Here is a 25,127-nt window from a genome sequence, read left to right on the forward strand (position 1 = left end):
GTACTTCAGCGGTCACTTCTTCACACGGACGGTTTTGGTCGACCGGGTCTCAAGGGTCATCGAGTCGGCCTCACTCACATTCTTACGGAACCGAACCGTACCCTCCTTCGGGTCGACCACGTCCACCACCTTCTGCAGCAGCTTGAACGTGCCCTCGTTCCCGGTCGCGTGCGCGATCCGGACGGCGGCGCCGAGCTTGGCGGTGGCGCGGTCGACGTCCCCGGCGCGGTGCGCCTCCAGGCCCTCCTGGATCGACGAGGCCAGCTCGGCCTGTCCGGTGTAGTGGGCGACCTGCGGGCTGATCCGGGTGGAGGAGGCCAGGTCGTCCGTCCAGACCGCCTTGACCAGGCCCTGCGAGAGCACCTCGGGGGTGTTCCCGGTCTGCGGCGGCAGGACGAGGCTGATCCGGGCGGCGAGCATCTCGTTGCCGACGGCGGCGGCCGGGACCTCCACGCAGACGTGGTAGTCGCGGCTCTCGTCGCCCCAGGAGCCGGTCGGGTAGTCGCCGGCCCGCGGACCGGCCTCGGTGCGGCGTCCGGTGAGGTCCTCCACGGTGGGGGCGACCTGCTTGACGAAGGTGACCACGGCGTTGGCGGGCGTCCAGATCCGCAGCGCCACGTCGGCGACCTGCTTGCCCATGGCGCCCTCCATCATGGAGCGGAAGTCCTCGGCGAGGCCGGACGGTTCGGCGACGATGTCGACGGTGCCGAGCAGCGCGGAGGAGATCTTGCGCAGCTCGTCCACCCGCCAGTCGGTGCCCACGCCGCGGCAGTCGGCGGTGAAGTGGCCGGAGACCCGCTCGATGACGCGTTCCAGGTCGGCCGCCGACTCGTGCTCGTTCTTGCCGTCGGTGAGCAGGATGGCGTGCCGGATGGCGATGTCGCGGCGGGTCAGGAAGAGCGCGTCCGCCTTGGCGAGCCAGGTGCTCATCGCGGTGCCGCCGGCCGCGCTCAGCCGGCGCAGCGCCTCCTTGGCCTGCGCCCGGGTGGCCGCCGAGGCGACCGCGAGGGTGCCGTCGCCGGGGAAGACGTCCCGGGCCTCGTGGGTGCCGGCCACCACGGCGAAGGCGACGCCGTCGCGGACGGTGTCGATGGCGGCGGCGGTGGCCTCCCGGGCGCCGCGCATCTTGCTGGCCGGGTAGTCCATCGAGCCGGAGCAGTCCACCATGATCACCACGGCGGCGGAGTGCGCTCCCGCGTCCAGCGGCCCGCTGTCGGTCACGCCGAGCGGGCGGCCGCCGGAGGTGCCGCCGCCGGTCGCGGTGACGGTGACGATGGCGTTCACCTCGCGGGCGCCGTCGGCGAGGAACGCGTTCTGGAAGATGTCCACGTCGAACCTGGGCAGGTTCGGCTTAGCCAGTGTTGCCATGGGCCGGTGGCTCCCGTCGGGTGGTCGGATGGTGCGAACGGTCGGTGGGGGTGGGCGGCGGCCGGGCGTCAGCCCAGCGGCGGGCGCGGCGGCCGCGGCGGGACGCCGGGCGGACCGGGGGGAGCCGGCGGGACGGGCGGCAGGGGCGCGGCGGGCGAGCCGATCACCGGCAGGTCCGGCAGCGTCGGGTCGTGGTCCTCCTCGTCCGCCGGGGCGCCGGCGGGGCCGGCTGCCGGGGCGGCCGGCCGGACCACCGGCAGGTCCACCGCGGTGGCGGTGCGCTCGTCCTCGGCCTCCGGCCACCCCGCACCGGCCAGTCCGGCCGGCGGGTCGATCGGCAGCACGGCGACGGTGATGTTGTCGTGCCCGCCGGCCGCGACCGCGAACTCCACCAGGCTCCGGGCGGCGGCGAGCGGCTCGGTCCGGGCGTCCGGGCGGACGTGGTGGGCGAGCTCGGTGGCGGCCTCGGCGTAGTTCCAGAGGCCGTCGGTGCAGATCAGCAGCACGCCGGGGACGTGCGGGGTGAAGTCCAGGGTGTGCGGGACGACCTCCTCCGCGTCCGCGCCGAGCCAGCCGGTGATGGCGTGGGCGCGCGGGTCCGCGTACGCCTCGGCCTCGCCCATCAGCCCGGCCTCGACCATCCGGGCGGCCCAGGAGTCGTCCTGGGTGAGCCGGAACGGCTCGGCGGCGACCCGGTCGTCCGGGATCCAGTACGCCCGGGTGTCGCCGACCCAGCCGATGGTGACCCGGCCGCCGGCCGCTATCGCGCTGACGTAGGTGCAGGCCGGGGCGTTGAGGTCGGGCCGGGCGGGCGAGCCGCCGTCCTCGGCGAGGGCGGCGACGGCGGCGGCCGCGTCGGCGATCGCCCCGCGCATCGCGGCATCGGGGTCGCGGCCGGCCTCCAGCGCGGTCAGCAGCGACTCGGACGCGGCGTCGACGGCGGTCTCGGAGGCCTGGTCGGGCCGGTCGGAGGAGGAGACCCCGTCACAGACCACGGCCACCACGACCGGTTCGCCGCCGGGCAGCGAGGAGGCGGCGACGGTGAAGGAGTCTTCGTTGCGGTGGTGGCGCAGGCCCCGGTCGCTGACCCCGGCCACGCCGCCGAGGGACTTCTCCATGTGGTCGCGCGGGCGCGGCTGGGCGCCGCCGCAGGCCTCGCAGTAGCCGTCGGAGGTGACCTGCGGCAGACCGCAGTGCACGCAGCCGGGTCCGCCCTGGGCGGGCACCAGGGGCCCGGGCGCGGCGGCGGACACCACCGGCACCGGGACGGTCGGCGCGTGGTCCGCTCCGCCGGCGCCCTGCGCGGCGGACCAGCTCGCGGGCATCGCGCCCGGGGCCGGCCGGCCGTTCCGGCTCGCCCCGCAGGAGCCGCAATAGGCGTCCTCCTGGTCCAGCGGCTCGGAACAGCTCTGGCACACGGTCTGCTGCGGCATTGGCTACACCCACGTCCTGGGGCGGGCACGGTTGGCCCGCTCCACCATCTCGATCCTGATCTCGGCCCGGTCGGCCAACCGGGCGAGTACCCGGTAGGACTGCTCCAGTGCGAGCCGCAGTTCCCGTTCGGCGGGCGGCCGTCCGAGGACGGTGAGCGCGCCGGTCGTCGGGGCGTCGCCGGCCCCGCCCGCGGCGCCCGCGGCGCTCGGGACGGCCGCGACGCCGGTGCCGCCGGGCGAGCCGGCGGTCACCCAGCCGAGCGCGGCGTCGAGCACCTCGACGGAGAGCTCCTCGCGGGTCCGGTCGTCCAGGCGCAGGGCGGTCAGCTGCTCGGAGCACGCGCCGAGGTCGGCGCCGAGCGGGTCGGTGGCGGGCCGTTCGCGCAGCCGGGCCCGGACGGCGGCGATCCGGGCGGCGGTGAACTGGCTGGAGGTGGCGGGCACCGACTCCAGGACCCGGACGGCACCGGACCGGTCCCCGTCGGCCAGCAGCACCCGGGCCAGGCCGAAGGCGGCGCTGAGGTAGGCCTGGTCGGTGGTCCACACCAGGCGGTAGAGCTCGGCGGCGTCGCCGCCGTCGCCGAGCAGTTCGGCGCAGATGGCGAGGGCCAGCTTCGGGGCGCTCTCGCCGGGGAAGGCGTCGTAGACGGCGTCGAAGGCCTCGGCCGCGGCGCGCAGCTTCGCCTCGTCGGGGCCGGTGGGGGAGCCGTCGGGGGACCTGCCGGAGGAGCCGGTGATGGAGTCGGCCAGGGCGGCGAGGCCGCGGTACCAGACCACCCGCCAGTCGTCCGGGTGGTCCTTCTCCAGGGCGGTCAGCGTCCGGTCGGCGTCGGCGCGGTCGCGGAGTTCGAGGTGGGCGCGCAGTTCGCGCAGCCGGCGCTCGGCGGAGTCGGCGGGGGCGCCGGCCAGTGCGGCGAGTGCCTCCGCCGGGTCGGCGGCCAGCAGGGTGGCCAGGAAGCCCGCGTTCGGGTCGGCCGGGTCGACCCGGGGGACGGGCAGGGCCAGGGCGGCGGCGGCCGGGTCGAGAGGGGCCACCAGCAGCTCGCCGCGGTGGACCGTCGGGAGCACCAACTCGTTGTCGACCACCCGCAGTTCCGGGCCGAACAGGGTGGAGAGGGCGGGCCGCGGCCGCTGGTCCTGGAGCGCCAGCACCTCGCGCAGCACGCCGGTGAGCTGGTCGGCCATCTCCTCGGCGGAGCCGAAGCGGCGGGCCGGGTCCGGGTCGGTGGCGCGCACCAGGAAGCGGTAGTACGACTCGTACGCGGCGAAGACGGGGACCGACTCCGGCCCGGGCAGGGTGTCGCGGTAGGTGGTGCTGTAGCCCTGGAAGTCGAAGGTGAGCACGGCCAGGGTGCGCGCGACCGTGTAGAGGTCGGAGGCGGGGGAGGGGCCGTCGGTGGCGATCTCCGGCGCCTGGTAGCCGATGGTGCCGTAGATCGGGCCGTCGTCGTCGAGGCGGCGGACGGCGCCCATGTCGATGATCTTGAGCGCGTCGCCGCTCTGGATCACGTTGTCGATCTTGAAGTCGCAGTAGACCAGGCCCCGGCTGTGCAGGTACCCGAGCGCCGGCAGCGCCTCCAGGGCGTACGCGATGCCCTGCTCCACCGGCAGCGGCAGACGCCGGCCGTCCGGCGTCCGGCGCTCGTTGGCGATGTCCTTGAGCGACTTGCCGCCGACGTACTCCATCACGATGTAGCCGTCGGTGGAGCCGGTGCGCAGGTCCGGGTGCTCGGCGAAGTTGATGATGCGGACGATGTTGGGGTGGTCCACCTCGGCGAGGAAGCGCCGCTCGGCGACGGCGACCGCGAGCGCGTCCTCGTCCCCGGTGTCCAGCAGGCCCTTGAGGACCACCCACTTGTCGTTGACCCGCCGGTCCACCGCCAGGTAGATCCAGCCGAGCCCGCCGTGCGCCAGGCAGCCCACCACCTCGTACTGCCCGCCGACCAGGTCCCCCCGGCGGAGCTTGGGCGTGAACGAGTACGGCGTGCCGCACTTGGTGCAGAAGCCGTCGGGGCGCCCCGGCCGGCCGTTCTTCTCCCGGCCCACCGGGGTCTCGCACTTGGAGCAGAACCGCTTGCGCTCCGGCACCTCCGGGTTGGCCAGCACCGCCTGCGTCGGATCGGCCGCCGGTACGGTCGGCACCGTCACCAGGCCGGCGCCGAGCCGGTGGCGGGTGCCGGCGCTGACGCTGCCCCGGCTGCTGCGCACCGAGACCGAGCGGCCGCTGCCGGTCCGGGTGGAGCGGTGCGAGCGGGAGCGGCCGGACATCGAGCGGGCCGAGCCGGTGCGGGTGGAGCGCGCCGAGTCGGGGTCGACCCTGGCGGACGGCACGTACGGCTGGGTCAGCCCGGTGTCACCGCCGGGGGCGGTCAGGCCGCACTCGTCGCAGTAGCCGTCGTCGTCGATGGTGCCGGAGCAGTCCCGCGGGCAGGGCGAACCGGGGCCCGCCGCGACCGACGGCACCGCGGAGCCGGCCGTGGTGGAGCCGGCCGCTGCGGAGCCTGCCGCCGCGGAGCCGGCCGTGGAGCTGCCCGTCGTGGAGCCGCCCGTCGACGGCACCGCCGAGGAAGCGCCCGCCGGGGCGAGCCCGCACTCGTCGCAGTAGCCGTCCGGGTCGATCGTCCCGTTGCCGGTGCACTCCGGCCGTACGCACGCCTGCGCCATGAACCTAGCCCCCCAGTCCCTGTTCCTGTGTCCGTCCGTCGACCGGCCCGCCGCCCGGCGGCTCGGCCTGCGCCGGCCGCAGCGACTGCTGGAAGCGGGCCACGGCGCCCGCCGCCGCCCGCAGGTCGCAGGGCGCGCTCCAGAGCAGCCAGCGCGCCTTCTCGTACCGCTCGATCACCACCGGGTCCTCGGCCACCCGCAGCCGGGCCGCCATCGCCTTGTACGCGTCCAGGCGCCCGCGCAGCTCGGCCCGGACGGCCAGCGGCTGGGTCACCTCGGTCAGCGACTGCCGGGCCCGGCCCAGCTCCTTGGCGGCCGCGTCCTCCAACGCGTCCAGCAGCGGCGCCAGCCGGTGCCACTGGCCGCTCTGCCGCAACTCCAGGGCCAGCACGATCCGTTCGCGCAGCGCCGAGGCCGGCCCCGGCACGGCCGGCACCTCGGTGGCCGCTATCTTCGCCAGCACCTCGCCGCGCGCCCGGCGGGCCTCCGCCAGCGTGGCATCGGCCCGTTGCAGCAGGTCGCCGACGCCCTGGAGCCGTTCCTCCGCATCGTCGCGCAGCCGCAGCAGGTCCTCCAGCTCCACCCGGACGCCGTCCAGCGCCCGTCCGGCCCGGTCGAAGCGCTCGGTGTCCACCACGCCGGACGGCGTGGCGAGCGCGGTGCCGTCCGGGCGGGTGCCGCGCTGGGCCGGCACCCGGGCCGGCCGCCAGAGCGCCAGCGGGTCGCTGCGCACCTCGGTCCGCAGCTCCGTCAGATCGGCCTCCAGCCCGGCCAGGTCGTCGCCGAGCGGATGGCTGCCGGTGTGCACGCCGAGCGAGCCGGCCAGCGTCTGCACCCGGCGCAGCTCGGCCAGCAGCAGGTCGATCCGGGCCGGCAGCGCCGACCAGACGGCGTCGGCGGCGCTCACCACCTCCAGCACGGTGGCGTACCAGGAGTTCATCCTGGTCATCAGGTCGTCCAGGCTGACCCGCTGGACCAGCTTGGCGGGTGCGCCGAGCAGCTGCGGGCCGTCCGGCACCGCGCCGCCGGGCACGGTGACCGCCTCGCCGGTCAGCAGCTCGCTCAGCTCGGCGAGTTCGGCCGCGCCCGGCCTGGTCCGGCGGGCGCGTACCGCGCGGGCCGAGGCCAGCGCCTCCGAGTAGCGGTCGAACAGCGCCCAGAGCAGCGGCAGGCCCTGCCCGGCGACGGACCAGCGCTCCTGCGTGCGTCCGGTCAGTTCGGCGCCGTCGAGCAGCCGCAGGCCGGGGTGGTCCTGGAGCGAGAGCAGCGCCGACTCGACCGCGTCGCGGTCCGCGCCGAGGCGTGCCAGCGCACGGTCCACCTCCTCCCGGCTCAGCACCGGGCCAGCGGAAGCTGCCAACGCCCTCTCTCCGTTCTCTGTTTCCGTGTCCTGGATCGATCCGCCCCGACCCTAGCCTGTGGCCGTCGGCCCGGGCCGGGCCCGGGCGTCGAAGAGCCGTCGAGCGGGCGGCCCGGTGCGGCGCCGGTCGACGCCGCACCCGTCAGCGCTGCGTCGGCCAGTAGTGCTCGGCGTCGCTCAGCATGTACGGCTTGAGCCAGCGGTCGTACGCCGCCCGCCAGGCGCCGCTCGCGTGGTAGTCGGCGAGCACCTGGTTCACCCGGGCCGTGAGGTCCGGGCTGTTCTTGAGCATCGCGATGCCCATCACCGCGGGCCGGACCTCGCCGTCCACCAGCCGGACGGTCTGGTCCTGGGCGGCCTGGCTGGCCGCGAGGCCGTCGTCGGTCATGGTCGCGTCGACCTTGCCGAGCTGCATCAGGACCAGGCAGTCCAGGTGGTTCTCCACCGAGACGATCTTCCCGACCTTCGGACGGGCCTTCAGCTCGTCCTCGGCCGAGGAACTCGTCGCCGCGCAGACGGTCTTGCCGTCCACCGCCTCGTCGATGGTCTTCGCGGGGGAGGACCTGGGCACCACGACGCGCTGGCTGGTGTTGAAGTACGGCTTGGAGAAGGCGACCTGCTGGAGCCGGTCGCAGGTGATGGTCATGGTCCGGACGATCAGGTCGACCCGGCCCTCCTGGACGAACTTGACCCGCTCGGCGGTCGGGACCGCCTTGAGGGTCACCTTGTCCGGGTCGCCCATCACGGCGGCGCCGATCGCCCGGGCGAGGTCGATGTCGAAGCCCTCGATCTGGCCCGTGTTGGGGTTGCGGGAGCCCCAGCGGAAGCTGTTCTGGTCGACGCCGATCACCAGGCTCCGCTTGGCCTTGATGGCCTTCACCGCCGGGCCGTCCTCGCTGCTCGGCGGCACGCTCTGGTAGACGTCGCAGTCGTTGCCGGCCTGCTCCTGCTGCGGGGCCTGCGCCGGGCGCGCCGTCGCGGCCGCCGGCAGCACGGCGCCCTGCGGGCCGCCCGCGCCGAGCACCGCCGCGCAGCACGCCAGCAGCGCCACCGCCGTCGCCGACCGGGCCCGTACCGTGGTCCTGCTCATCGTGTCCGTCCCCCCTCTACCGGTACTCGGCCAGTCGCCGGCCGAGGCCGCGGACCGCCGCGGCGGCCGCCACCAGGGCCAGCACCGCGACCGCCGCGGCGGCGGTGCGCAGGTCCCCGTCGGTGCCCTCGGCGGCCCGCCGGAACTGCTGCAGTTCGGTCTCGGCGGCCTGGGCCAGCCGCTGGTCGGCGGCGTTGAACGAGGCGTCGGCGCTCTTCGGCACGTCCGCCTCCTTGACGGTCACCGTGGCGTCCAGCGCGCCCTGGTAGTCCGCGTCGACGTTCTCCAGGGTGCTCGCCGCGAGGTGCCGCTCGCGCCACTGCCGGTACTGCAGCTGCGCCTCGGTGATGGCGGCCCGGGCATCCGCCGGGGCCAGCCGCAGGGCCTCCGGCAGGGTGCCGGCGTACCGGCCGGCCGGGGCGTCGGAGGCGGACAGGTGCTCGGTGGTCTTCGACCAGAGGTCCGCGTACTGGGTGCTGGAGCCGCGGGCGACGAAGTGCAGGTTCTCCGCGAGCCGGGCGGTCAGGACGTCGACCCGGGCGGCGTTGAGCGCCCGCAGCGGGGCGGCGCCCCTGGCCTCGCTGTCGTGCAGCGCGGAGTTCGCGCCCACCCCGGCCACCGTCAGCCAGAGCACCGCGGACAGCACGGCGGCGGTCGCGCCGACCAGCCCGATGTTGAACACCCGGTTGGTGCGCCGGTACAGCGTCACCTGCACCTGGAGCAGCGCCACGAGCGCCAGCACGCCCAGCCCGTACGCGGCCCACGGGACGGCCTCGGCCTCGGCGTAGTCGTCCGCCAGCGCCTGGTTCTCGGCGGCGCTCAGCTGGGCGGCGGCCGGCAGCAGCACGGTGCGCATCTGGTCCGAGGCGTACCGCAGGTAGGCGCCGCCGAGCGGGAAGCCCTGGCGGTTGTCGGCCCGCGCGCTCTCCACCAGCCCGGCGTACACGGGGACCTGCTGGTTGAGCGTGGCGAGCCAGCCCTGGGCGGGGGAGGAGGTGGTGGTCCGCGCCGCCGCCTCGGCGATCAGCCGGGACGCCGTCGCGAGGTCCTTCTCGTAGCGGTCCCGGACGGCCTTCGGCTCGGCGCCCGCCAGCAGGAAGCCGGTGGCCGCCGTGGTGTCGGCGTCGGCCAGCGAGCGGTGGATGTCGGCGGCCGCCTGGCTCAGCGGCTGGCTGTACGCGACCACCCGCTCCGCCGCCTGCGCGCGGGAGTTGACCTGCCAGGCGGTGAGCGCGCCGAACGCCACGGTGAGCACCGCCAGCAGTGCCCCGGCCAGCCGCAGCCGGCCCGGTGCCGTCCGGGTGGCCCGGCTCAGCCGGCCGAGCGGGTCGAGGCGCCTGGCCGCGTCCGCGCCGCCGGGCCGCGCCGGCGCCACCGTGCGGGGCCTCTCCGTACGTACTGGTGTCGCCACCGGCCTCACCCTCCCCTGTGGCCGGCTCCGTCGTCCGGGGCCCGGCCGTTGCCAGCAGTATGGCCGTCGCTCCCCGCGGCCACACCCGACTTGCGCCGATCTTGAGCATCGCCGGGCCCGGTGCTGCGGGCCTGCTCCGCGGGCGTTGTGCCGATCACTGGTGCCGAGTACCGCCGTTTACCGCCGTGTACCGTCGAATGCCGCCGTGCACCGCCGGGGCCGGCCGCCCCGGTCGTGGGGCGGGGCGGGTGGTGATCGGGTCGACGCGGGATGCACCCTATGCGGTTCCCCGGACAGCCGGAGGGGAGGGGTCCGGTTGTGCCGTCCCGGTCTGCGGGAGGGCCGTCCGTACCATGGCGGCATGCGACTTCTGGGAACGATCTCCGCCGACCGCCCGCTGCTCGTCGTCGCCGTCCGGGAGGAGGCGGCGTACCTGGGCGACCGGCTCCCGGTCCTGCTGACCGGCATCGGCAAGGTCAACGCGACCGCCGCGCTGGCGACCGTCCTCGCCCGCGGCGAGCACCCCTCCGAGGTGGTCAACCTCGGTACCGCCGGCGCCCTGCGCCCCGGCTGGGAGGGCACCCACACGGTCGTCCAGGTGATCCAGCACGACCTCGACAGCCCGGCCCTGCTGGAGCTCACCGGCCGCACCTACGGTGCTCCGCTGATGGTCGGCAAGGGCGACGGCCCGGTACTGGCCACCGGCGACCTCTTCGTCTCCGGCGCGGCCGCCCGCGACCGCCTCGCCGAGCACGCGGACCTCGTCGACATGGAGGGCTACGCCGTCGCGACCGTCGCCCACCGGGCCGGGCTGCCCGTGCGCCTGGTGAAGCACGTCAGCGACGAGGCCGGCGAGGGCGCCGCGCACACCTGGCGCGAGTCCGTCGACGACTGCGCCCGCCACCTCGCGGACTGGGTCCACCACCAGGGCTGGTGACGGTCCGTCATGACGATCTAGGGTGGCCGGCGTGACCGACAACACCACCGCACCCAAGCGCAGTGACGTCCGCCCGCCCGGTGTCGAGGCGGACGAAGCGACCACCCTGCTGACCTTTCTCGACTACCTGCGCGAGGCCGTCATCGGCAAGACCGACGGCCTCGCGGACGAGGACGCCCGCCGCCCCGGCGTGGCCTCCGGCACCAGTCTGCTCTGGCTGGTCCGGCACCTCACCGCGGTCGAGCTCAACTGGTTCCTCTGGGCGTACCGCGGCGAGGGCGGCGAACCCCGGGACGACGACGCGCCCTCGCCCGGCGACGAGACGGTGGCCGGGTCGGTCGCCGCCTACCGGGCCGCGATCGCCCGCGCCAACGAGGTGATCGCCGCCGCGTCCGACCGCCTCGACCGCCCCGGCGTCCGCTCGCTGCGCCCCAACGCCGAACCGCCGTCGATGCGTTGGCTGCTGGTGCACATGATCGAGGAGACCGGCCGGCACGCCGGTCACGCCGACATCATCCGTGAGCAGCTGGACGGTGCGGTCGGCCGGTAACGGGGGCGGGTTCGTCCGCGCCTGACGGGCAGTGGAATACTCCCCCGCGCACCACGGCGCCGCCTCGGCGGCGCCGTGCGCTTTCACACAGGGGGATTCAGAAGTTCATGTCATCGTCACGTAGAACCACGCGTTCCGCCCGGGCCGTCCTCGGGGCGTCGGTACTCGCGCTCACCCTGCTCGGCACCTCGGCGTGCGGGCCGGACAACAGCTCGGCCGACGCCGCCGCGGCGGCGGGCGCGCCCGCTCTCGGCCTCCCGTCCAACCTCGACGACCTGAAGAAGTGGAAGTTCGAGGACTGGGAGAAGTGGGCGAAGGACTACGCCCTCCCGGCCGCCACCAAGGGATTCTGGACGCTGGAGAAGCTGCTCCAGGCCAAGCCGGACGAGCCGATCGCACCGCCGGCCCCGCAGCCCGCGGGCACCCCGGCGCCGGCGCAGCCGCCGGCCCCCGGGGCCGCCACCTCGGCGCCGGGCACCAAGCCGCCGGCCGGCCAGCCCACCCAGCCGGGGCACCCGACCACGCCGGCGGCGCCCAAGCCGTCCAGCACCCAGCAGCCGGCCTCGCAGGCCCCGGCGCCGCCGAAGCAGCCCGCGCAGCCGCCGGCCCAGCCGGCCCAGCCCTCGCAGCAGCCCTCGCAGGCACCGGCGCAGCCGCCGGCCCAGCCCGCGCAGCCGCCTGCGCAGCCGCCCGCTCAGCCGTCGCAGCCGGGTCAGCCGCCCGCGCAGCCGGCCGACAACGGCAACGACCCGCTGCCGAAGACCGTCAACGCCCAGGCCGTGCAGCACCCGTACACCAAGAACGCCGTGCACGGGAAGCTGTTCGCCGACGAGCCGGGCGCCGCAGCGGGTGCCGCCGCCGGTCTGAACCACGCGCAGTGCTCCGCGACCGTGGTGGCCGACCCGGCCCACCCCGGCAAGAGCAACCTGGTCTGGACGGCCGGCCACTGCGTCCACCAGGGCAAGGGCGGCGGCTTCTACAGCAACATCACCTTCATCCCGGCCTTCAACAGCAGTGCCGCGCTGAGCGGCGGCAAGCAGGCGGACGAAGCCCAGTACGCGCCGTTCGGCGTCTGGGGCGCGACGCAGGCCGTGACCTCGCCGCAGTGGAAGGCCGAGGGCGGCAAGACCGGCGACGCGGCCACGCACTACGACTTCGCGATCGTCCGGGTGAAGCCCGCGGACGGCGCGAAGTCGCTGGAGGAGACGGTCGGCGGTGCGCTGCCGGTCTGGTTCAACGCCCCGCGCGACCAGCTGAACGTCACCGAGTTCGGCTACCCGGCCGCCCCGCCGTTCGACGGCATGGAGCTGAACCGCTGCGAGAGCGGCAGGCCGGGCCGGCTGTCGTACGAGCCCACGCGTCCGCCGATGCTGGTCATCGGCTGCACCATGACCGGCGGCTCCAGCGGCGGCGGCTGGCTGGCCGTCAAGGACGGCAAGCCGGCGCTGGTCAGCAACGTCTCGGTCGGGAAGCACACCGGCGACCCGATGTACCAGGCCGGCCCCTACCTGGACGACGTCGCCGCGGGGGCGTACGACTTCCTGTCCAAGAAGGGCTGAGCCCTCCGTCGGTACCGGCCGCCCCCGCACGACGCCGTGCGGGGGCGGCCGTCGCCCTCGGGGCCCGAAGGCCCTCAGGCCCCGAACGCCGCCAGGTCGAGCCCGGCCAGCCGCTCGGGGTCGACCAGCACGTCGATGGCGACGATCGTGCCGTCCACCACGGTGAACGCCATGATCGAGACCGGCTTGCCGTTGGCGCCGACCACCACGACGCCGGCGGCGCCGTTGATCAGCGCCGGGCGGGCGAACGGCGCCAGCGAGCCGAACATGACCGCCTGGCCCGCCACCGTCGCGGCGCCCGTGAGCACCACGTTCTGGCGGGCCCGCAGGACCCCGCCGTCCGAGCGCAGCACCACGTCGGGGTCGAGCACCGCGAGCAGCGCGTCCAGGTCGCCGGTCCGGGTGGCGGCGAAGAACGCGTCGACGGCCGCCCGTTGGCGCGCGAGGTCCCGGTCGGGCGCGGGGGCCTGCCCCTGGACCTTGCGGCGGGCGCGACTGGCCAGCTGCCGGGTGGCGGCCGCCGTCTTCTCGATCAGCGGCGCGATCTCCTCGAACGGCACCGCGAACATGTCGTGCAGCACGAACGCGACCCGCTCGGCCGGCGACAGCTCCGCCAGCACGACCATCAGGGCCAGCCCGACCGAGTCGGCCAGCAGCACCTCCTGCTCCGGGTCGACCACGCCCTCCCGGCCGAGCACCGGATCCGGGAACCGGGACTCCAGCGGGTCCTCGCGCCGCTGCTCGCGCGAGCGCAGCAGGTTCAGGCAGACCCGCCCCACCACCGTGGTCAGCCACCCGCCGAGGTTCTCGACCTCGCCGGTGTCCGTGCGGTCGTACCGCAGCCAGGCCTCCTGGACGGCGTCGTCGGCCTCGCTGATCGAGCCGAGCATCCGGTACGCCACGGCGCGCAGGTGAGGCCGGTGCTCCTCGAAGCGCATGGTCGGCACAGATTTCTCGTCCACCGTGTCACATTCCTTCGTCGCCGCGGGTCATAGCTGCAGGACCACGAAACCTAACGGCTGCGACCGGAAGATCAACATCCGGCCCGGACGAATCGGAGGCGATCATGACGAACTCCCCGCTCCTCGTGACGGGCGGCACCGGCACCCTCGGCGGGCACGTCCTGCCGCTGCTGCGCGCGGCCGGCCACGACGTCCGGGTGCTCACCCGCGGCGCCCGCCCGGACGCGGACGGCGTCCGCTTCGTGACCGGCGACCTGCTCAAGGACGAGGGCACCGGGGCGGCGGTGGACGGCGTCGGGACGGTGCTGCACCTCGCGGGCGGCGCCAAGGGCGACGACGTGGCCACCCGCCACCTGGTGCGGGCCGCGCAGCGCGCCGGGGTGCGGCACCTGGTGTACATCTCGGTGGTCGGGGCGGACCGGCTGCCGCTCGGCTACTTCCGGTCCAAGCTGGGCGCCGAGCAGGCGGTCGCCGACTCCGGCCTGCCGTACAGCATGCTGCGCGCCGCGCAGTTCCACGACCTCGCGCTGAAGGTGGCGGCCGGCATGGGCCGGCTGCCGGTGGTGCCGGCGCCGGGCGGGCTCCGGTGGCAGCCGGTCGACTCCCGGGACGTCGCGGCCCGGCTGGTGGAGCTGGCGCTGGACGAGCCGGCCGGTCTCGTCCCCGACCTGGTCGGACCGACCGTGTACCCGCTGGCCGAGCTGGTCCGGGGCTATCTGAAGGCGCGCGGCAGGAGGCGGCCGGCGCTGCCGGTCCGCGTGCCCGGCAAGGTCGGCCGGGCCTACCGGGCCGGCGACAACCTGACCCTCGCGGGCGCCGAGCGGGGCGGGCGGACCTGGGAGGCCTTCCTGGCCGAGCGGGTGGGGTGACGGGCGGTCGGGGCACGGCCCGGGCGTGGTCGGGATGCTGTCGGTGCCTGCCCCTGGATTGGCGGCCATGACGCACTCACTGCTCGCCGCGGTCCGGGACACCGAGGCCGCCGCCGACTTCCTGCTCCGGCCGGGCGACTTCGACCTCGACCGCACCGAGCACGTGGAGGAGGTCGTGCTGGCGTCCGGCGAGCCGCTGGAGCCGATCGCCGGGGACGGCGCGGGCGGCACCTTTTTCTTCTGCGGCGTCGGCGGCGAGGAGCGGCCCGTCCTCTACGCCGACTCCGAGGGCGGCGCCGCGCTGGTGGCGATCGGCCTGCCGGAGCTGGTCCGGCTGCTGCTGACCGTCCCGTGGTGGCGGGACTGCCCGGGCTGCACCGCCGAGGAGAGTGCCGAGGCGGCCGAGCAGTACCTGGAGGACGAGCCGGGCCTGCTCGCCGAGCGGGACGCGGCGGCGGCCGCCCTCGGGATCGAGCTCCCCTCCGAGGCGGACGCGTTGGCCCGGCTCCACGCGGTGGCCACCGGGCCGGGCCAGGCCTTCGTCCTGCTCAACGCGCTGGAGCGGACGGCCTACGACGCGCTGATCCGCTGAGCTGCTGCCCCGCCGGTCGGCCGGTCAGCCCACCGCCGCCGCTGACCGGTCGGCGGTCGCCGCCGTCAGGACGGCGGCGGTGGTGACCACCTTCGCGAAGCGCATCGCGTGCAGCACCGTCCCGGTGGCCCGGGCGAGTTCGGCGGCCGGGACGGTCACGCCGTCCGGGCCGACCATGTCGAAGGTGTGCATGGCATCGGTCGGGAAGATCGTGTCGTACCCGAGGTTGCCCGCCATGCGTGCCGTCGTCTCGTTGCACACATTGGTCATGATCCCGACGATCACCACCTGCCGGGCACCCCGCTGCCGGAGCCAGGCGTGCAGGTCGGGGGTGCCGTAGAAGGCGCTGTTCACCGGCTTGGTGATGTGCAGGTCCGCCCGCACCCCCGCGACCACGTCCTTCAGTTCGTACCCCGGGGTGCCCGGCACCAGCGGCCCCGCCTGCGAGGCGTGCTGCACCACCACGACCGGGCGGCCGGTGTCCTGCCAGGTGCCGATCAGCTCACCGATCCGCTGCTCGGCCTCCGGGTTGTCCCGCCGGCCCCAGAACGCGTAGTCCTCGAAGCCCTTCTGGACGTCGATGACGACGAGTACGGCGTCGGGGTCGATGGTCAGCGGGGCGTCGAATGCTTCGGTGTTCGTCATGCGTCCATCGTGCGCGCGCCCGGACAGCCGTCGTGAGGGGCGCTGCCGCCACCCGTCGATCGATTCCTGCCAGCGCGGTCGGCGCCGCCGGTGCCCGGGGCCACGCCGAGGGCGGTCCCGGGCGACCATCCTCAGGGCGCCAGCACCTCGTCGAGCCGGGCGCCCCGCGCGGCCAGGTCGGCGACGGCCAGCGGCTGCGCCAGATCGGGCGCGAAGTCCGCGACGGCCGCCCGGCACTCCTCGGTGAAGTGCACCGTCCCGTCCTCGTCGATGCGTTCGACCCCGTCGCGCCGGCCGACCCGCTCGTTGTAGGCGACGGCCTCCGCCGGGTCGAGCCCCGGCGGCAGGTCCAGTGCCACCTGCCCGTCCGCGATGCGCACGGGGTACCCGCCGGGCAGCCCGTTCGGGGCGGGCACCGACCACCGCAGCGGCGCCCCGCCGGGCAGCAGCGCCTCCAGCACGGGCAGCGCGGACGCCACCGTGACGGGGTTGTAGCGGGCTCCCGGGGCCAGCGCGGGGGCCCGGTAGGCGAGGGCGTCCTCGCGCCGGCCCTCCGCCCCGAGGTGGACCCGGCAACGGTCGCCGGGGTCGGCCGGCTCCCGCGACTGCATGACGTCGAAGACCTGGGCGTGCTGCGCCAGCACGCGGATCAGGGGGAGATCGCCCTCGGGCCGGGCCGCGCGCAGCGCCGCGCGGGCCCGCAGCAGCACCATCCCGGCGTTGCCGAGACCGAGCGTGGGCGCGAGCCCGAGGCGTTCCAGCACCGGCCCGGTCACGTCCGGGAAGGACAGGTTGGCCACCGGCCCGGTCCACCCGGCGTCCCGGACGGCCCTCATCACCGTGAGCACGACGGGCAGTTGGTAGGGCAGCCGGAGCCCCAGACCGGCGTCGAGCACTCCGCGCACCCGGGGGTCGCCGTCCCGGCCCGCCAGCGCCCACGGGCCCTGGAGCGCGGCGCACTGGACGAGGAGGTCGGGGCGGGTGCGCCGCAGCAGGTCCGCGATGTCGTCCTGCCGCAGCGCGTCGAGGCGCACCGGCTCCACCAGGCAGTCGGCCGTGGCGGCGACGATCGCGGCGGTCTCCTCGACCCCCGCCGGGGAGCGTCCGGCCAGTACCAGCCGGCGCACCCGGCCCCCGGCCGCGAGGCCCAGGGCGAGCCGCTGTCCCACGTCACCCACACCGATGATCAACACTGTGCTCATCGCGCGACCGTACCCGCAACTGCCCCCGGCCGGTGGCGGGTTCGCGGAACTCCCGGGTCCGGCGGCCGCCCGGCGGCCGGTCGGGTGCCCCGTGCGGCGGGCCGGGCCCGTGGGCGCGTCGCTAGATTTCTGCCATGCGGACTGTGGGTTGCCTGATCTTCGAGGGCGTGCGGGCGTTCGACTACGCGGTGATCGGCGAGGTGTGGTCGAACCGGGTCGGTCAGCCCGGGCTGCCCCCCTTCGAGCTGCGGGTCTGCGGGTCGCAGGGGGCCCGGGTGCGGCTCGGCGGCGGGCTGGAGCGGGTGCCGGACTTCGGTCTGGAGATGCTCCAGGAGTGCGACCTGGTCGTCGTCCCGGGGATGGAGCGGCTGCACGAGCCGCGCGACCCGGCCGTGCTCGCCGCGCTGCGCGCCGCCCACGAGCGGGGCGTCACGGTCGCCTCGCTCTGCGCGGGCGCCTTCGTCCTCGCCGAGGCCGGTCTGCTGGACGGCCGGACCGCCACCACCCACTGGGCGCTCGCCGCCGAACTGGCCCGGCGCTTCCCGGCGGTGGACGTCCGACCGGAGGTGCTCTTCACCGGCGAGGGCGGCCTCTGGACCTCCGCCGGGGTGGCGGCCGGGATCGACCTCTGCCTGCACCTGGTCCGCGCCGCGCACGGGCAGCAGACCGCCGCGACCATCGCCCGCGCGATGGTCACCGCGCCCTTCCGGGCAGGCGGCCAGGCGCAGTTCATCCCCTCGCCGGTCCCCGAGGGCTCCGGCGGCGACGACGCCCTGGCCCGCGTCCGTGCCGAGGTCCTGGCCGCTCTCGACACCCCGTGGACGGTCCGCCGGATGGCCGGGCTGGCGCTGATGTCGGAGCGCTCGTTCGCCCGCCGTTTCGTCGGGGCGACCGGCACGACGCCGCTGCGCTGGCTGCTGGAGCAACGCGTGCTCCTGGCCCAGCGGTTGCTGGAGGAGACGGACCTGCCGGTGGACACCGTCGCGGTCCGCTGCGGCTTCGGGGCGGCGGTCTCCCTGCGGCCCGCCTTCGTCGCCCGGGTCGGGGTCGCCCCGCGCGAGTACCGCCGGACCTTCCGGGGGCGCGAGGAGGGTCAGGGGCCGGCCGGGGCGCAGGTGCCGCCGGGGGCGGCGGACCCGATCCGGGAGGCCAGTCCGTCCAGCAGGTTGGCCAGGCCGAACTCGAACAGGGTGTCCAGGTCCAGGTCGTAGCCGTCGGAGAGGTCGGCCATCAGCCGGCTGAACACCGGGAAGCGGCCGGAGCGGGCGAGCGCGCCCATGGCGGGGAGCTGGTGGTCCATCCACTGGTCCTCGGTGACACCGGTGGCGGCCAGGGCCTGGTCCTCGCGCTCCAGGTTGACGGCGATGCCCTCGACGTAGCTGTACAGCAGCACGTGGACGTCGAGCATGGCCGGACCGGAGAGGCCCTGGTCGTCGAGCGCGGCGAGCGCCCACTCGGCGTGCGCCATCAGGTTGGGCAGCAGCAGCGGCCGGGTGAGCGGGCTGATGTGCGCGAGCCAGGGGTGGCGGCGGAACAGCGACCAGAGGGTCCGGGCGCCCAGCTCCAGGCGGGGCCGCCAGCCGGCGGGGGGTTCGGCCGGGTAGGAGGCCTCGCCGAAGGCCGCGTCGGCGGCCAGCAGGACGAGCTCCTCCTTGCTGGTGACGTAGCGGTACGGGGACATCGCGGACACCCCGAGCCGCCCGGCGACGGCGCGCATCGAGAGCGAGGCCAGCCCTTCGGCGTCGGCCAGCTCCAGGGCGGCCCGGACGACCCGCTCCCGGCTCAACTCGCCGTCGCCGTCGTCGGCGGGCGCGTGGTGCGGGGGAGCGGTGACCGAGGTGGGCGCCGTCGGGGCGGCGGTCGGGGCGGGGCGGCCGCCGGCCACCACGGTACCGACCCGCGACCGGGCCTCCACCAGCCCTTCCAGCCGCAGCACGGTGAGCGCCTTGGTGGCGGTGGCGAGGGCGACGCCCCAGTCCTCGGCGATCCGGCGGGTCGAGGGCACCCGATCGCCGGGGGCGAGGTCCCCGGTGGCGATCCGCCGCCGGAGGTCGGCGGCGATGCGCCGGAACGGCGGGTCGGTCTCCGTTGCCATGCTGTCGACTCCTCAAAGATCTTTTTCGCCGGTGCCCGCGCTGTACTAGCTCAGACCCTACCGGCGCGAACGCCCGCCGGAGGGCCCACTGTCCTAGTACAGAAGCGGCCGAACCCGCCGGTCGCGCCCTTGCGGGGCCCTGAATTTACGTCGTACATTCAGAGCGCTTACAGCGTACAGACACACGTTGGCACTGAACAGGGGAGCCCCTCGTGAAGACCGTCCTCATCTCCGGCGGCGGCATCGCCGGAACCACGCTCGCCTTCTGGCTGCGGCGTCAGGGCTTCGTCCCGACCGTGGTGGAGCTCGCCCCCGCCCCGCGTCGCGGCGGCCAGGCCGTCGACATCCGCGGCGTCGCGCTCGACGTCGTCGACCGGATGGGGCTGACCGGACCGATTCGCGCCCTGCGCACCCGGATGCGCGGCATGTCCGTCCTCGACGCCGACGGCAACGAGGTGCACCGTTCCACCGAGGCGACCTACAGCAGCGGCCGGCTCGACAGCGACGACGTGGAGCTGCTGCGCGAGGACCTCGTCGACCTCCTGCACGAACACACCGCCGACGGCGTCGAGTTCGTCCACGGCGACAGCGTCACCGAGCTCCGCGAGGACGAGCACGGCGTGCACGTCTCCTTCGCGCACGGCCGCCCCCGCACCTTCGACCTGGTGGTCGGCGCCGACGGCCTGCACTCCAGGGTCCGCAGGCTGGCCTTCGGCCCGGAGGAGCGGTTCCTGCGCCACCTCGGCACCCACCTCGCCATCTTCAGCGCGGACAACTTCCTCGGCCTGGAGGACTGGCAGGTCTGGCAGCGCGACGGCCACGCCGGCTACGGCATCTACCCGGTGCGCGACAACGGCGAGTTGAGGATCATCTTCGGCTACGAGGACGAGGGTCCGGCCGTGCGCGACCCCGAGGAGGCCAGGCGGCAGGTCGCCGAGCGGATGGGCGAGCTGCGCTGGGAGACGCCCCGGCTGCTGGCGGCGCTGCACCGGGCGCCCGACTTCTACGCCGACGTGATGGCCCAGGTCCACCTCGACCGCTGGTCCGCCGGCCGGACCGTCCTGCTCGGCGACGCCGGGTACTGCGCCTCGCCGCTGTCCGGCCAGGGCACCAGCCTCGCGCTGGTCGGCGCCCACCTGCTGGCCGACGAACTCGGCCGGGCCCGGACGGCGGGGGAGGACCACCGCGTCGCCTTCGCGCGCTACGAGGAGCGGATGCGCCCCTTCGTCGCCCTCAACCAGGCGCTGGCCACCGAGAACCCCGGCGGTCCGGCCGCCGAGGAGTCGGTCGAGCGGGCCAAGAACGCCATCGCCCTCGACCGCTGACCGGGTCCGGGGCCGGGGCCGGTGGCGGGGCCGGGGACGGCGGCGCGCGCCCGGGGCCCGGAGCCGGCGGTGCGTGCCCGGGGGTCAGGCCGCGCGCCCCCGGGGCCCGGCGGTCATGCCTGGAACCCGGCGGACCGCCGCAGCACGAGGTCGGCGGCGACCGCCCAGTGGGCGTCCGGGGCGGTCACGACGACCTGCCCGGTGCCGCGGGGCAGCGCGGCGCTGGTGCACCCGTGGGAGCCGTGGCCGTCGACCCGGACGGCGACCCCGTCCACCCGGACGACGACGTCGCGCCGGACGGGCGCGAGGTCCTCCGGGAAGATCCCCCGGGGGATGCGCTCGGCGTTGGCGAGGAAGACCCAGAGTTCCGAGGCGGGCGTGCTGAGCGGCTTCACCCGGTGGCCCTCCGGCAGCGGGCGGGAGGTCTGGACGATCGCGACCAGCTCGGTGCCGCCGTGGTAGTTGACGTCGAGGCAGTGCAGGAACCGGTCCGAACGCTGCTGCCCCAGCAGCGTGAACCAGCCGGGCGGAGCGTCCCGGAGCACGGCGACCGGCTCGCCGAACTCCTCGACGGCCTCGCGGTCGGGCGACCGGGGCTCGGGCGGACGCCGGTTGCCGTGGGCCACTGATCCCCCAAGTGTGCGCTGTGCGAGCTGACTTGGGTCAGTACACCACGAGACGGCCGTCGTCGCTCCGCGCCCGGGGGGTGCTCAGCGGGGCGGCGCGACGAGCCCCGCCTCGTAGGCGGTGATCACCAGCTGGACCCGGTCCCGGGCGCCCAGTTTGGCGAACAGCCGTGAGACGTGCGACTTCGCGGTGGCCACCGTGATGAAGAGGTCCTCCGCGATCTCGGCGTTCGACCGGCCGCGCCCGACCAGGGTCAGGACTTCCCGCTCCCGCTCGGTGATGCCCTCGACCGGCCGGGGCGAGCCCGCCGGGGCGGCTGCCGGCCCCGCGGTTCCCGGGCGGCCGACGAAGTCCGCGATCAGACGGCGCGTCACACCCGGTGCGATCAGCGCGTCGCCGGCGGCGACCACCCGGATCGCCGCGAGGATGTCGTCCAGCGCCATGTCCTTGACCACGAAGCCGCTGGCACCGGCCCGGAGCGCGGCGTAGACGTGGTCGTCCTCGTCGAAGGTGGTCAGGACGAGGACGCGGGCCGTCGCCGGACCGGCCGTGATCAGGCGGGTGGCCTCGATCCCGTCCATCCCGGGCATCCGGATGTCCATCACCACGACGTCGGGGCTCAGCTCGCCGACCAGTCGGACCGCCTCGGCACCGTTGCCGGCCTCACCGACGACCGCCAGGTCGGGGTGATCGGCCATGATCACGCGCAGGCCGGAGCGCACCAGCGGCTGGTCGTCGACGAGCAGGACGCGGACGGTCATCGGGCCACCGCCGCACCTGCGACGGGTGCGGGCAGCGGCACCCGCGCCGCCACCCGGAAGCCGCCGCCGGGGCGCGGCCCGGCGCTCAGGTGGCCGTGCAGCAGGCCGACCCGCTCCCGCATGCCCACCAGCCCGAAGCCGTGGGCCGAACCGCTCGCGGTGGCCCCCCGGCCGTCGTCGACGATCTCCACCGACAGTTCCTCGTCCCCGTAGTCGATGGACACCCGGCAGCGCCCGGTGCCCGCGTGGCGGACCACGTTGGTCAGCGCCTCCTGGACGATACGGTAGGCGGACAGGTCGATGTCGGCCGGCAGGGGGCGCTGCTCCCCGCCGAGGTGCAGGTCGACGAGGACCCCCGCGTCCGCCGTCGCCGCCACCAGCTGTTCGAGGTCCGCCAGGCCCGGCGCGGGCGCGCGCGAGGGCTGCGCCGAGTCCGCCGCGCCCGAATCGGCCTGACGGAGCGCCACCAGCGTGCGCCGAAGGCCCGCCAGGGCCTCCCGGCTGGTGGCCTCGATCGCCCGCAGCGCCTCCCGGGCCTCGGCGGGCTGGGTCTCGATCACCCGGCTCCCCACGCCGGCCTGGATCGCGATGATGCCGATGCTGTGCGCGACCATGTCGTGCAACTCCCGCGCGATCCGCAGCCGTTCGGCCGTCACGGCCTCGACCACCTCCTGCGAGCGGAGCGCCACCGCGTGTTCGCGGCGCTCCCGGATCAGCAGGCCGACCATGCAGGAGGCGGCGATCGCCAGGACGGCGATCACGGCGTTGACGGTCAGGCCGTCCCCGTGCGCGAAGCCGCCGACCATCAGGAGCTGGGCGACGAAGGACACCGCGACGGCGACGACCGAGGTCCGCCGGGCGGCGGTGGCGACGATGAAGCCCAGGAGGGCGTCCATCGCCAGGAAGGACAGGAACTGGCTCTGGTAGGACGCCGACAGGGGCGCCCCGAGGGTGCCCGGTGTGCCGACCACCACGAGGGCGGAGCCGAGGTGGGCCGTCACCAGGGTCAGCAGCGGCCACCGTCGGAGCAGGCCGACGAGCAGGGTCACCGACAGCATGGCCCCGATGCCGTGGACGGTGCCCGAGGCCCGCGGCGCACCCCCCACCAGCAGACCGATCGCGAGGAGGTACAGCACTGCCCCGGCCCAGGCCGTGACGTTCGTTCCCGGCAGGGGCAGCCCGACCCTTCGCGAGGGCGGGGGCGAGGCGAAACCCGCAGGTGGCGGGGTGGTGGTCGCGGTGGTGTCCATGCCGCGACAGTAGCCAGCCCCGGTCACGCGCGGCATCGGCCCGGGGATGTACGCCCGTGGGCCGATCCGGCCGCGTGAATGCCGCCCACGGCCCGATGCCCGGACGGGGGCAGCCCCGGCAGGGTTGCCGTTGTGATCGAAGTCAACGAACTCACCAAGCGCTACGGCCGCAAGACGGCCGTCGACCACCTGTCCTTCACCGTGCGGCCGGGCCAGGTCACCGGATTCCTCGGCCCCAACGGAGCCGGCAAGTCCACCACCCTGCGGATGATCCTCGGCCTGGACGCGCCCACCGCCGGCACCACCACCGTCGGCGGCGTCCCCTTCCACCGCCACCCGCGCGGACTGCGGCACGTCGGCGCCCTCCTCGACGCCGGGCAGGTCCACGGCGGCCGCAGCGCCACCGCCCACCTGTCCGCGCTGGCCCGCAGCAACGGCATTCCGCTGCGCCGGGTCGACGAGGTGCTTCAGGAAGTCGGCCTGGCCGAGGCGGCGAACCGCCGGATCGGCGGATTCTCCCTCGGCATGAAGCAGCGGTTGGGCATCGCCGCCGCCCTGCTCGGCGATCCGCCCGTGCTCATGTTCGACGAGCCGATCAACGGCATGGATCCGGAGGGCGTGCTCTGGGTGCGCCGGCTCTTCCGCCGCCTGGCCGCGGAGGGGCGCACGGTCTTCCTCTCCAGCCACCTGATGTCGGAGATGGAGAACACCGCCGACCAACTGGTCGTCATCGGCCGGGGCCGCCTCATCGCCGCCGAGTCGGTACGGGACTTCGCGGCCCGCGGCACCCGTGGCGGCGTCGTCGTCGGGACTCCGCAGGCCGCCGAGCTGACGGCCGTGCTGACCGCGGCGGGCGCCACCGTCGAGCCGGAGGGTTCGGCGGGGGTCGAGAGGCTCGCCGTGACCGGGCTCCCGGCGGACCGGATCGGAGCGCTCGCCTTCGAGAACGGCGTCCGGCTGGACGAACTGACCACCCGTACCGCCTCGCTGGAGGCGGCTTTCATGGAACTCACCGCCGACAGCGTCGAATACCTGGCAGGACAGCCCCGATGACCACGAGCACCCCCACCTCCCGGACCACCCCCGTCGCCCGGACCACCCCCGTGGCCGCGTCGGCCGCCCGCTTCCGCGACCTGCTCGCCGCCGAGTGGATCAAGACCAGGTCCCTGCGCTCCACCCCGTGGACGATCGGACTCACCGTCCTGTTCGTCGTCGGGTCCGCCGTCGCGGCCACGCTGGCGGACCGGGCCGCGGGCTCCGGGCCCGCCGAGTTCCTGCCCTACGACGCCTTTCCGGCGGCCGGCTACTGGACGCTGATCCTCGTCGCGGGCAGCATGGGCGCCCTCACCGTCGTGAGCGAGTACGGCAGCGGGTCGATCCGCACCACCACCGTGGCCGTCCCGGCGCGCGGCTCGGTGGTGCTGGCCAAGGCGGCCGTCACCGCCGCGCTGTGGACGGCGGTCGGCACGGTCGCCTCCATCGCGTCCTTCCTGGCCTCCCAGGCCGTCCTGGACGGGCGCCACGCCGGCGTTCCGCTCACCCACCCCGGGGTGTTCCGGGCACTGGTGGCGTCCGCGCTGCTGGCCCCGGTCTGTGCCGTGGTCGGTCTGGGCCTCGGCGTCCTGCTCCGGCACACCGCCGGGACGATGGTCGCCGGCGTCTTCGTCCTGCTGATGCTGCCCACCATGTTCTCGGAGAGCGGTCGCTGGTCGGCGGACGTCAAGCACGCGCTGGTGTCGGCCGCGTGGCACCGGCTGGTCCAGTCCTGGGAGCCGGACCCCGACTCGCTGGGCTACACCGCCACCGTCCCCGGCTGCTGGCTCGTGTACGCGCTCTGGCCGCTGACCGCCGTCGCACTCGCCGTGATCGTCGTGCGGCGCCGGGACGTGTGAACGGCTCGTCAGGACGTGCCCCGCGCGCCCGGAGGACGCCCGCGCGGGGCTCGCGGGTGGCAACAATTGACCCATGGAACCGGCATGGAAATGCACCATGGGAGGGGTCTCTTGGCGCCATAGAGTCGTAGACACAAGGCCACGGCGAGAGACCGGGGCCGCCGCTCGACCAGGGAGTCACCACGATGAACGCCGTCACCCCGAAGCCGCTGCTGACCCGCGCCGCCACCGCCGAGACCACCAGCGACCCGAGCAGCGTGATGACCCTGCTCGCCGACTGCGGCACCGACGGCAGCCCGATCACCAGCTACCGCTCCACCTTCGCCAAGGGCGCGGTGGGAGCCCCGGCCCACTTCCACACCCGGGCCTCGGAGTTGTTCTTCGTGATCGGCGGCGAGCTCCAGGTGCTGGTCGAGGACAAGGTCGAGGTCCTCGGCGCCGGCGACTTCCTGCTCGTCCCGCCGCACACCCCGCACGCCTTCGCCGCCGCCCCCGGCTCCGAGGCCGACGTGCTCTTCGTCTTCACGCCCGGCAT

The 25,127-nt window shown here is 75.1% G+C and carries 23 protein-coding genes; 10 read left to right on the top strand and 13 right to left on the bottom strand.

Going from position 1 to position 25,127, the window contains the following annotated elements; translation table 11 throughout:
- Nucleotides 1-12: 12 nt before the first annotated feature.
- From ACWDRR_RS34720 to ACWDRR_RS34745, 6 genes are all read right to left on the bottom strand, one after another.
- Nucleotides 13-1,368: a vWA domain-containing protein gene (locus ACWDRR_RS34720; RefSeq protein ID WP_449776248.1), complete on the bottom strand. Its 1,356-nt coding sequence runs from the start codon at nucleotides 1,366-1,368 to the stop codon at nucleotides 13-15.
- Nucleotides 1,369-1,436: 68 nt separating this feature from the next.
- The gene (locus tag ACWDRR_RS34725; protein WP_449776249.1) at nucleotides 1,437-2,801 is read right to left on the bottom strand and encodes a PP2C family protein-serine/threonine phosphatase; all 1,365 of its coding nucleotides are present in this window, start codon (nucleotides 2,799-2,801) and stop codon (nucleotides 1,437-1,439) included.
- A 3-nt stretch (nucleotides 2,802-2,804) separates the two neighbouring features.
- Complete coding sequence (locus tag ACWDRR_RS34730) at nucleotides 2,805-5,465, bottom strand: tetratricopeptide repeat protein (RefSeq protein WP_449776250.1); 2,661 nt, start codon at nucleotides 5,463-5,465, stop codon at nucleotides 2,805-2,807.
- A 4-nt stretch (nucleotides 5,466-5,469) separates the two neighbouring features.
- Complete coding sequence (locus tag ACWDRR_RS34735; protein WP_449776251.1) at nucleotides 5,470-6,825, bottom strand: hypothetical protein; 1,356 nt, start codon at nucleotides 6,823-6,825, stop codon at nucleotides 5,470-5,472.
- 142 nt (nucleotides 6,826-6,967) lie between these two features.
- On the bottom strand, nucleotides 6,968-7,915 hold the full coding sequence (locus ACWDRR_RS34740; protein WP_449776252.1) for a glutamate ABC transporter substrate-binding protein: 948 nt from the start codon (nucleotides 7,913-7,915) through the stop codon (nucleotides 6,968-6,970).
- A 16-nt stretch (nucleotides 7,916-7,931) separates the two neighbouring features.
- Entirely contained in the window at nucleotides 7,932-9,326 is a 1,395-nt protein-coding gene (locus ACWDRR_RS34745) for a hypothetical protein (protein WP_449776253.1), read from the bottom strand.
- Between the two features lie 361 nt (nucleotides 9,327-9,687).
- Between ACWDRR_RS34745 and ACWDRR_RS34750 the strand changes: the two genes are divergently transcribed.
- The 3 genes from ACWDRR_RS34750 to ACWDRR_RS34760 all read left to right on the top strand — a co-directional run bounded on the left by ACWDRR_RS34750 (nucleotide 9,688) and on the right by ACWDRR_RS34760 (nucleotide 12,372).
- A complete protein-coding gene (locus ACWDRR_RS34750) occupies nucleotides 9,688-10,263 on the top strand; it encodes a nucleosidase (protein WP_449776254.1) in 576 nt (191 codons plus the stop codon).
- A gap of 31 nt (nucleotides 10,264-10,294) precedes the next feature.
- Nucleotides 10,295-10,813 (top strand): DinB family protein, encoded by a 519-nt coding sequence (locus tag ACWDRR_RS34755; protein ID WP_449776255.1) that lies wholly within the window; start codon nucleotides 10,295-10,297, stop codon nucleotides 10,811-10,813.
- A 107-nt stretch (nucleotides 10,814-10,920) separates the two neighbouring features.
- A complete protein-coding gene (locus tag ACWDRR_RS34760) occupies nucleotides 10,921-12,372 on the top strand; it encodes a trypsin-like serine peptidase (RefSeq protein ID WP_449776256.1) in 1,452 nt (483 codons plus the stop codon).
- A 74-nt stretch (nucleotides 12,373-12,446) separates the two neighbouring features.
- Here the strand turns inward: ACWDRR_RS34760 and sigJ are convergent, their stop codons facing one another.
- The gene (sigJ, locus tag ACWDRR_RS34765; RefSeq protein ID WP_449776257.1) at nucleotides 12,447-13,334 is read right to left on the bottom strand and encodes an RNA polymerase sigma factor SigJ; all 888 of its coding nucleotides are present in this window, start codon (nucleotides 13,332-13,334) and stop codon (nucleotides 12,447-12,449) included.
- A gap of 104 nt (nucleotides 13,335-13,438) precedes the next feature.
- Between sigJ and ACWDRR_RS34770 the strand changes: the two genes are divergently transcribed.
- Together ACWDRR_RS34770 and ACWDRR_RS34775 are read left to right on the top strand one after the other, a co-directional pair.
- Nucleotides 13,439-14,203: an SDR family oxidoreductase gene (locus ACWDRR_RS34770; protein WP_449776258.1), complete on the top strand. Its 765-nt coding sequence runs from the start codon at nucleotides 13,439-13,441 to the stop codon at nucleotides 14,201-14,203.
- Between the two features lie 67 nt (nucleotides 14,204-14,270).
- Entirely contained in the window at nucleotides 14,271-14,795 is a 525-nt protein-coding gene (locus ACWDRR_RS34775) for a hypothetical protein (RefSeq protein WP_449776259.1), read from the top strand.
- Between the two features lie 24 nt (nucleotides 14,796-14,819).
- Here ACWDRR_RS34775 and ACWDRR_RS34780 read toward each other — a convergent pair whose 3' ends face one another.
- Together ACWDRR_RS34780 and ACWDRR_RS34785 are read right to left on the bottom strand one after the other, a co-directional pair.
- A complete protein-coding gene (locus tag ACWDRR_RS34780) occupies nucleotides 14,820-15,440 on the bottom strand; it encodes a cysteine hydrolase family protein (RefSeq protein WP_449776260.1) in 621 nt (206 codons plus the stop codon).
- 131 nt (nucleotides 15,441-15,571) lie between these two features.
- Nucleotides 15,572-16,642 carry a hypothetical protein gene (locus ACWDRR_RS34785; RefSeq protein WP_449776261.1) on the bottom strand — a complete coding sequence of 357 codons (1,071 nt, stop codon included), beginning with the start codon at nucleotides 16,640-16,642 and terminating at the stop codon, nucleotides 15,572-15,574.
- A 134-nt stretch (nucleotides 16,643-16,776) separates the two neighbouring features.
- On the opposite strand from ACWDRR_RS34785, the gene ACWDRR_RS34790 reads away from it, so the two are divergent.
- The gene (locus ACWDRR_RS34790) at nucleotides 16,777-17,853 is read left to right on the top strand and encodes a GlxA family transcriptional regulator (protein ID WP_449776262.1); all 1,077 of its coding nucleotides are present in this window, start codon (nucleotides 16,777-16,779) and stop codon (nucleotides 17,851-17,853) included.
- On the opposite strand, the gene ACWDRR_RS34795 is transcribed toward ACWDRR_RS34790, so the two are convergent.
- Entirely contained in the window at nucleotides 17,736-18,737 is a 1,002-nt protein-coding gene (locus ACWDRR_RS34795) for a TetR/AcrR family transcriptional regulator C-terminal domain-containing protein (RefSeq protein ID WP_449776263.1), read from the bottom strand. The two genes, ACWDRR_RS34790 and ACWDRR_RS34795, sit on opposite strands and share 118 nt — an antisense overlap.
- Before the next feature lie 212 nt (nucleotides 18,738-18,949).
- Here ACWDRR_RS34795 and ACWDRR_RS34800 point away from each other — a divergent pair, with 212 nt between their 5' ends.
- Nucleotides 18,950-20,062 (top strand): FAD-dependent oxidoreductase, encoded by a 1,113-nt coding sequence (locus ACWDRR_RS34800; RefSeq protein ID WP_449776264.1) that lies wholly within the window; start codon nucleotides 18,950-18,952, stop codon nucleotides 20,060-20,062.
- A gap of 113 nt (nucleotides 20,063-20,175) precedes the next feature.
- On the opposite strand, the gene ACWDRR_RS34805 is transcribed toward ACWDRR_RS34800, so the two are convergent.
- The 3 genes from ACWDRR_RS34805 to ACWDRR_RS34815 all read right to left on the bottom strand — a co-directional run bounded on the left by ACWDRR_RS34805 (nucleotide 20,176) and on the right by ACWDRR_RS34815 (nucleotide 22,700).
- Nucleotides 20,176-20,688, bottom strand: a complete 513-nt coding sequence (locus ACWDRR_RS34805; protein WP_449776265.1) for a hypothetical protein — start codon at nucleotides 20,686-20,688, stop codon at nucleotides 20,176-20,178.
- Nucleotides 20,689-20,772: 84 nt separating this feature from the next.
- A complete protein-coding gene (locus ACWDRR_RS34810; protein WP_449776266.1) occupies nucleotides 20,773-21,450 on the bottom strand; it encodes a response regulator in 678 nt (225 codons plus the stop codon).
- On the bottom strand, nucleotides 21,447-22,700 hold the full coding sequence (locus ACWDRR_RS34815) for a sensor histidine kinase (protein WP_449776267.1): 1,254 nt from the start codon (nucleotides 22,698-22,700) through the stop codon (nucleotides 21,447-21,449). The genes ACWDRR_RS34810 and ACWDRR_RS34815 overlap by 4 nt, the downstream gene beginning before the upstream one ends.
- Nucleotides 22,701-22,832: 132 nt before the next feature.
- Between ACWDRR_RS34815 and ACWDRR_RS34820 the strand changes: the two genes are divergently transcribed.
- The 3 genes from ACWDRR_RS34820 to ACWDRR_RS34830 form a co-directional block, all read left to right on the top strand.
- On the top strand, nucleotides 22,833-23,753 hold the full coding sequence (locus ACWDRR_RS34820) for an ABC transporter ATP-binding protein (RefSeq protein ID WP_449776268.1): 921 nt from the start codon (nucleotides 22,833-22,835) through the stop codon (nucleotides 23,751-23,753).
- The gene (locus ACWDRR_RS34825) at nucleotides 23,750-24,592 is read left to right on the top strand and encodes an ABC transporter permease (RefSeq protein ID WP_449776269.1); all 843 of its coding nucleotides are present in this window, start codon (nucleotides 23,750-23,752) and stop codon (nucleotides 24,590-24,592) included. Before ACWDRR_RS34820 ends, ACWDRR_RS34825 begins: the two co-directional genes overlap by 4 nt.
- Nucleotides 24,593-24,777: 185 nt before the next feature.
- Nucleotides 24,778-25,127, top strand: a 350-nt coding sequence (locus tag ACWDRR_RS34830; protein ID WP_449776270.1) for a cupin domain-containing protein, incomplete at its 3' end; no start/stop codon positions are given.

The sequence above is a fragment of the Kitasatospora sp. NPDC003701 genome (genome assembly GCF_053587085.1).

Bases quoted from the DNA above. Each gene is read 5' to 3' on its own strand.
- ACWDRR_RS34775 (WP_449776259.1), top strand. From the start codon at position 14,271: ATGACGCACTCACTGCTCGCCGCGGTCCGGGACACCGAGGCCGCCGCC.
- ACWDRR_RS34810 (WP_449776266.1), bottom strand. From the start codon at position 21,450: ATGACCGTCCGCGTCCTGCTCGTCGACGACCAGCCGCTGGTGCGCTCC.
- ACWDRR_RS34790 (WP_449776262.1), top strand. From the start codon at position 16,777: ATGCGGACTGTGGGTTGCCTGATCTTCGAGGGCGTGCGGGCGTTCGAC.
- ACWDRR_RS34795 (WP_449776263.1), bottom strand. From the start codon at position 18,737: ATGGCAACGGAGACCGACCCGCCGTTCCGGCGCATCGCCGCCGACCTC.
- ACWDRR_RS34780 (WP_449776260.1), bottom strand. From the start codon at position 15,440: ATGACGAACACCGAAGCATTCGACGCCCCGCTGACCATCGACCCCGAC.
- ACWDRR_RS34770 (WP_449776258.1), top strand. From the start codon at position 13,439: ATGACGAACTCCCCGCTCCTCGTGACGGGCGGCACCGGCACCCTCGGC.
- ACWDRR_RS34740 (WP_449776252.1), bottom strand. From the start codon at position 7,915: ATGAGCAGGACCACGGTACGGGCCCGGTCGGCGACGGCGGTGGCGCTG.
- ACWDRR_RS34825 (WP_449776269.1), top strand. From the start codon at position 23,750: ATGACCACGAGCACCCCCACCTCCCGGACCACCCCCGTCGCCCGGACC.
- ACWDRR_RS34730 (WP_449776250.1), bottom strand. From the start codon at position 5,465: ATGGCGCAGGCGTGCGTACGGCCGGAGTGCACCGGCAACGGGACGATC.
- ACWDRR_RS34815 (WP_449776267.1), bottom strand. From the start codon at position 22,700: ATGGACACCACCGCGACCACCACCCCGCCACCTGCGGGTTTCGCCTCG.
- ACWDRR_RS34720 (WP_449776248.1), bottom strand. From the start codon at position 1,368: ATGGCAACACTGGCTAAGCCGAACCTGCCCAGGTTCGACGTGGACATC.
- ACWDRR_RS34785 (WP_449776261.1), bottom strand. From the start codon at position 16,642: ATGAGCACAGTGTTGATCATCGGTGTGGGTGACGTGGGACAGCGGCTC.
- ACWDRR_RS34750 (WP_449776254.1), top strand. From the start codon at position 9,688: ATGCGACTTCTGGGAACGATCTCCGCCGACCGCCCGCTGCTCGTCGTC.
- ACWDRR_RS34725 (WP_449776249.1), bottom strand. From the start codon at position 2,801: ATGCCGCAGCAGACCGTGTGCCAGAGCTGTTCCGAGCCGCTGGACCAG.
- ACWDRR_RS34760 (WP_449776256.1), top strand. From the start codon at position 10,921: ATGTCATCGTCACGTAGAACCACGCGTTCCGCCCGGGCCGTCCTCGGG.